This window comes from Kineothrix sp. MSJ-39 (assembly GCF_018917935.1).
Lineage (GTDB): Bacteria > Bacillota > Clostridia > Lachnospirales > Lachnospiraceae > CAG-194.
The window spans coordinates 97,656-104,065 of record NZ_JAHLPN010000011.1 but is presented as its reverse complement, the minus strand read 5'-3'; the positions used below and the strand labels follow the sequence as shown (position 1 = coordinate 104,065).

Below are 6,410 nucleotides of genomic sequence, written 5' to 3'. Positions count from 1 at the left end.
CTACCAGAAGAAATCCCCTTCTTTTACTGTCCATAATCCAGGTTTTTATCCCTTTTTCTTATGTCCATTTTTAAGGAACCCTTCTTCTTATTGCGTCCACTTTATTGGGTATATTTTACCTTTTCTTTACCTATTTCGCCTTCTGCTCTGCCAATCTTTTCGCCCTCGATTCTACCATGCTTCAATCCATCCTCATATTTCTGATCCATTTTCATCTCAATCGTCATATAATTTTCCCTCCATTCATTATCATCTCTTATTATCTCGACCTGATCTTGAATGTTTTTTGTATAAATATCTGTCGGTTTACCAGTTTTAAAATAATCCAAAAGATCTACGGTTTTCCTGCTAATTCCAGCCCGGCTTCCATGAATATTTACAAAATAGGTTAATCGCTTATCTTCTAAAACAATTCCTTTATTTTCCTTACAGATCGTTGCAAATGTATAAATACTTCTGTTATCCTCAAATGGATCAAAGGTACAAATAAATATCACAACTGATTTCTTCAGATTCTTATATTTCTGCCCTGCGCGGATTTGGTAGCTGTCCATCTCGCTGTGATAATAACGTGTCCTCAGGTGTAAATCTGTTTCTTCTGTTGACTGCATTTCGATATCATAAACATTCCCTTGACTGTCTTTCGCATAAATATCAATCCGAATTCCTTTTCCAATCAATGTCGTTTTTATTGTTTTCTGCGGTTCAACAATTCCAATTTCAACAATATCGATCTGCAGTATACGCTGCAAAAGTTCCTTGCAGTACTCCGGATTCTTGTATACTGTGCCAAACATCAAATCATTTGTAATACCAATTTCATCGAAATTAACTCCTCTCGATTGTGTGGCTTCATATAGAGTGTTCTTCAGTGTTTCTGTCATTTTGACCTCCTCTTCGTTGGGAGGTTTACTATACCTGATCACATCAGAATCTACTTTTGTTCCAGCCTAAGACCTCCCTGCTATTCGTTTGTTTGTGGAATTTAAGCAGTGAAGTTTCTTAGAATATTTCAGATAAATAGATCATGGAATGACAGAACATTCCATATAAAATATGATTTTGACTTTCTGCTTGCAGTCAGTTTAACATAAATAGCAGACAGAGACAACTTAATATTTCATGTGCTCTTGCACACGAAAAAAGGATATCCTTATGGGATATCCTTTTCGTGTAAAAAATAAGAGCGCGAGACGGCGCACGAGGTCCGGCGGACCTCGGTTTTGCGCGGACCGAAGCCCACTTCACGTGGGCTGAGACCTCGAACCTGGTATGAATTTTAATTCATGCCATTGTGAAGAGCCCTTTCGGGCTCTTCTTACACGAAAAAAAGGGGCATCCTCTTGGATGCTCCTTTTTCGTGTAAAAAATAAGAGCGCGAGACGGCGCACGAGGTCCGGCGGACCTCGGTTTTGCGCGGACCGAAGCCCACTTCACGTGGGCTGAGACCTCGAACCTGGTATGAATTTTAATTCATGCCATTGTGAAGAGCCCTTTCGGGCTCTTCTTACACGAAAAAAAGGGGCATCCTCTTGGATGCTCCTTTTTCGTGTAAAAAATAAGAGCGCGAGACGGGACTCGAACCCGCGGCCTCGACCTTGGCAAGGTCGCGCTCCACCAACTGAGCCACTCGCGCATGTTGCCCTGCTTTTCAGCGGGCAAGATATATAATACATAATTCCTTATTTTTTGTCAACCGTTTTTCTAAACTTTTTGCAAACTTTTTTCTTAGCACTGTATCCATCCAAAGCAGCAGCTTTCGCAGGCTTAATATCCCGCTACCTTGGAAGCAAATTTCACTTTGTAGATCCTTGTCAGAGACTGGTCGATCCGCTCCTCTGTCAACTGCCCCTTCTTAACTGCATCCAAAATACCATTATAGGACTTTGCAAAATTCTTTGTGGAAAGGATCATGTCCGCACCCGCTTCGATCGCACCTACTGCCGCTTCCGCATAAGTGTATTTCTGATAGATGCAGGACTTATCCATGTAATCCGTGATGACAATACCGTCATAGCCCCATTCTTCCCTGACGATATCCGTAATGATCTCCGGTGAAAGAGATGCTGGTCTCTTATCGCCTCTGATCTTAGGAAGGCTGACATGGGATATCATCAAAAATTCAGCCCCTGCATCGATTGCTTCCTGATATGGTGCATATTCCGCTTTCAGATCATCCCTTGTACGCTGTGAAATAATCTGTCCACCGTTTCCTTCCTGCGTTGCATCTCCATATCCCGGGAAATATTTTACGCCGGCGAATATACTCTGGTCTGTCAGACCCTTCACAACATTTCTGGCAAGCTCTGCATTGGTTGCGGCATCTTTTCCAAAACCTCTTTCCTCTGCAATACTGCCCTCTTTCAAAGAAACATCTGCAAGTGGTGCAAAATCCACATTAAATCCAAACTGCTTTAACTCGCTGCCCAGAGAAATACCTGCACTGTATGCACCTGTATTTCCCAAAGATTCTGCGATCTCCTCCTGTGAAGCGATCACATTTTCCGAAATACCGGACGTTATGAACGGGCTGTCCTCTCCGCCCTCATCACTGATTCCGATAAACAGAGAGTTTTGCGTAAATACCTGCAGATTGGAAACCATTTCCGAAAGTCCTTCTGCACTCGCAATATTATCCGCTTTCAGAACAATACCACCGACCGGATACTGGTTCAGTTTCTCACTGATGCTGCTGCCCACCTCTGTAACCGGTGTTTCAATTCCAAGCAGCTGCTCCGGTGTCACGAAGAAAAGGGCTGCCACCTTCTGCTCTATGGACATTCCTTCGATCTGCGATGCAACCATTTCCTCCAGAACTGCTTCCGCATCTTCCTGATTTGCCGCATCTGTCTGATCAGATGCCGTCTCATCCGTGGTGTCAGTATCTGTCACTTCATCTGATGAAGCATCTGTTTCTTCCGGTGCATTCGTAGGCTCGGCTTCTGCCGTTTCTGCTTCTTCCGCCTCCTGTGCTTCCAGCTCTTCCTGTCTCTTGGCTTCAGCCAGAGCTGCGGCCGTCTCTTTCTCCGCTGCCTGCTGTTCCAGCATGGCCTGCTTTGCCGCCTCCTGCTTCTGTGCATGGTTAGAAGAAATTGTATGTACAAGTACTGCGATCCCGATGCCTAGCACCAGACAGACTGCCGCTGCAATGCTGCCCAATACCAGCAATGCACGTTTTCTTTCTTTTTGTCTTCTTTTCTTTCTGATCTCTTCCCGACTCAATCCGCCAGATTCAAATTCCACTGTACAAACCTCCCATCCGGAACTGATAAGATATATGTAATATTTATCTTATCACAAAAGCTTAGCGGGTATCAATCCTTTTCGACTGATACCCGCTAAATAACTGCTTGATCCATTGGACCTACCTCCGTATTCTGTTGTAACTCTTTCCATTTTTCCTTTGTACTGATTGTACTGCAGCAGGTTGATCTCTCTTTGTCATTTGTCCGTTGCTGCTTCTCTTACTGTACTCGATTACGACTTCTTTTTTTCCTGTACAAATCAGATAAATTATTTTATCTTTTGTACTTTACTTATGTTTCTGGTGGAGTGTACCTCTCTTTCTATAGATTTTGTAGCATCTATGTGAATTTCTTTTGTATGATCTTATTATATAGTCTGCCCTTTTATTTGTCAACACAATTTTACATTTTTCTTATTATTTTTTTACTTTTTTCTACTTTTTATATTTTTTACCGTCTTTTCTATGCTGGATATGTAGTTTTTGTTAAACTCATTCCTGTTTCTTCGTTTTTCTGTCTTTTTATATCTGCATTCTGCTTTATTTTCATATATTCCTACAGATAGTACTGGTACTCGATCACAGAAATTGATAAAATAATATCATCAATATTGTCCCGAAAAGAAAGGAGTAGTGTTATGTCATTTGTAACAGACGCCTTCGCACTGAAGGCAAAGAGTATAATAAAAAATCTTGAAAAAAGGAATATGGAAGGATTTTACTGCGAAAACAGTCAGGCACTTCTTGATACGATCCTGCCGATGTTTGAGAACGGATCTTCTATCGCCTGGGGTGGATCCCAGACGCTGAATGAATGCGGGCTTATGGATGCACTGCAGCAGGCGGGCAGCTACACTATGATCGACCGCACAACTGCCAGATCCCCCGAAGAGTCACGACAGATCTTTGCAAAATCTGTTCTGGCCGATTATTATCTGATGAGCACAAACGCAATTACTTTAGATGGTGAACTGATCAATATCGATGGCAATGGCAATCGTGTTGCCTGCCTGATCCAGGGACCGAAGCAGGTATTTATTATTGCAGGCATGAATAAAGTTGTTACAGATATCGGTACAGGTCTTTCCCGTGTACAAAATATCGCCACACCACCAAATACGCTGCGCCTTAACAAAAAAACACCCTGCACCGTTACGGGCAGCTGCGAAAACTGTCTTTCACCGGACTGTATCTGCAATCAGATCGTGATCACTAGAAGAAGCGGTCATGTCGGTCGGATCAAAGTCTTTTTAGTTGGAGAAAATTTGGGATTCTAAACAGGACTTACATACAATCAGGACAAATCTGTTGTCCACTTGAAAAGTGTCATACGAAATGATTATCTCCCCCCTAATGTTTTCAGATGTGCCAACAGACCTCTAGATATGTATAGAAAAACCTTGATCACCCTTTAGAAATGCATGAGATATGATGGGATTTTTTATTCAGCACCTTTTTCTGTCATGATTTATGTGTTTGAAAAATTACCGAACCGGCGAGAATTCAGACTCCGAAGACTGGAGACCACATGATTCATCCTGAAAGATGTATTTCTTTGGAAAACAAGTGAAAAGAACCGCTTGTTCTAGGTCAGTATAACGGAGAACATACAGGAATGCAAGAATTTCTTTGTGTTTTGGCACATTTTGCACACTTCTTTACTAAAAAGCAAAAGAAAGCTTCCCGCCCGGAAACATTTCCGGCAGGAAGCTTTTATTCTTTTATAAAATGCCTGTCATATGCAATTTATAATAACGGATACTTCTCTGTTAATTTCTTTACGATCGCAGCAGCTTCCGGTACTTTTTCCTCACCGCCCTTGATCACAAGTGCGATCGCTTCTGCGATCTGATCCATATCTTCTGTGTTCATGCCACGGGAGGTTACAGCCGGTGTTCCCAAACGGATACCGCTTGTGACAAACGGAGACTGTGGATCATTCGGGATCGTATTCTTATTGGCAGTGATATGTGCCTGATCCAGCAGCTTTTCGATCGCTTTACCGGTCAGACCGTAATTTGTCAGGTCGATCAGCATCAGATGATTGTCTGTACCACCGGATACGATCTTGATATCTCTGTCCATCAGACCTTTGCAAAGTGCCTGCGCATTATCAACGACAGCTTTTCCGTATGCTTTGAAATCATCGGAAAGTGCTTCCTTGAAGCAGACTGCTTTTGCTGCGATCACATGCATCAGTGGACCGCCCTGAATACCAGGGAAAATTGCCTTGTTGAAATTATATTTATCTGCTGCTTCCTGATTGCAGAGGATCATGCCACCACGTGGTCCGCGCAGTGTCTTGTGTGTTGTGGTTGTTACAACGTCTGCGTATGGGATCGGGCTTTCATGCATACCTGTTGCGACCAGACCTGCAATATGCGCCATATCCACCATAAGTACAGCACCGACTTCATCGGCGATCTCACGGAATTTCTTAAAGTCGATCTTACGAGCATAAGCGGAAGCACCTGCAACGATCATCTTTGGTTTACATTCCAGTGCGATCTCTCTTACCTTATCATAATCGATAAAGCCTTCATCATTAACACCATAAGGTACACAGTGGAAATATTTACCGGACATATTTACCGGTGATCCATGTGACAAATGTCCGCCGTGATCTAAGTTCATACCCATAAAGGTATCACCCGGCTGCATAACGGCAAAGAATACTGCCATATTTGCCTGTGCACCGGAATGTGGCTGTACATTGGCATAATCGCATCCAAACAGCTCTTTTGCTCTTTCTCTTGCAAGATTTTCCACTACATCAACACATTCACAACCGCCATAATAACGCTTGCCCGGATATCCTTCTGCGTATTTATTTGTCAGTGGCGAACCCATTGCTGCCATAACTGCCTTACTTACCCAGTTTTCTGAGGCGATCAATTCGATATGATCGTTCTGTCTGTTCTGTTCTGCTACGATTGCCTCTGCAATTTCAGGGTCTACTTTTCTTACTTCGTCTAGTGAATACATGTCCTCTCCTCCTGTTTATCTTTCTGATGTGAACTCGCTTTTTGCGTTGTCGCAGTCAGTATAGCATATTTTCCCATGTATGAAAATATGAAATATCACAAGAAAATCTGACAGCTGCCCAGAAGCATCTGTCATAGGATCCTGTATTTTCCCGCGGAAATCATTAAATTTCCCTTATTTT

The 6,410-nt window shown here is 42.7% G+C and carries 4 protein-coding genes and 1 tRNA gene; 1 reads left to right on the top strand and 4 read right to left on the bottom strand.

What is annotated here, in order from left to right:
* Positions 1-101 precede the first annotated feature (101 nt).
* From KQI22_RS08755 to KQI22_RS08745, 3 genes are all read right to left on the bottom strand, one after another.
* Entirely contained in the window at positions 102-884 is a 783-nt protein-coding gene (locus KQI22_RS08755; RefSeq protein ID WP_216551698.1) for an Rpn family recombination-promoting nuclease/putative transposase, read from the bottom strand.
* A 679-nt stretch (positions 885-1,563) separates the two neighbouring features.
* Positions 1,564-1,636, bottom strand: a tRNA-Gly gene (locus tag KQI22_RS08750).
* 131 nt (positions 1,637-1,767) lie between these two features.
* Positions 1,768-3,243 (bottom strand): glycoside hydrolase family 3 N-terminal domain-containing protein, encoded by a 1,476-nt coding sequence (locus KQI22_RS08745; protein WP_216551697.1) that lies wholly within the window; start codon positions 3,241-3,243, stop codon positions 1,768-1,770.
* Positions 3,244-3,882: 639 nt separating this feature from the next.
* Here KQI22_RS08745 and KQI22_RS08740 point away from each other — a divergent pair.
* The gene (locus KQI22_RS08740; protein ID WP_216551696.1) at positions 3,883-4,521 is read left to right on the top strand and encodes a lactate utilization protein; all 639 of its coding nucleotides are present in this window, start codon (positions 3,883-3,885) and stop codon (positions 4,519-4,521) included.
* Between the two features lie 469 nt (positions 4,522-4,990).
* Here the strand turns inward: KQI22_RS08740 and glyA are convergent, their stop codons facing one another.
* Entirely contained in the window at positions 4,991-6,229 is a 1,239-nt protein-coding gene (gene glyA / locus KQI22_RS08735) for a serine hydroxymethyltransferase (protein ID WP_216551695.1), read from the bottom strand.
* Positions 6,230-6,410: the final 181 nt, after the last annotated feature.

What these genes read in the sequence shown, in the direction of transcription:
- KQI22_RS08755 (WP_216551698.1), bottom strand. Translation starts at nt 884, where the DNA reads ATGACAGAAACACTGAAGAACACTCTATATGAAGCCACACAATCGAGA.
- glyA (WP_216551695.1), bottom strand. Translation starts at nt 6,229, where the DNA reads ATGTATTCACTAGACGAAGTAAGAAAAGTAGACCCTGAAATTGCAGAG.
- KQI22_RS08740 (WP_216551696.1), top strand. Translation starts at nt 3,883, where the DNA reads ATGTCATTTGTAACAGACGCCTTCGCACTGAAGGCAAAGAGTATAATA.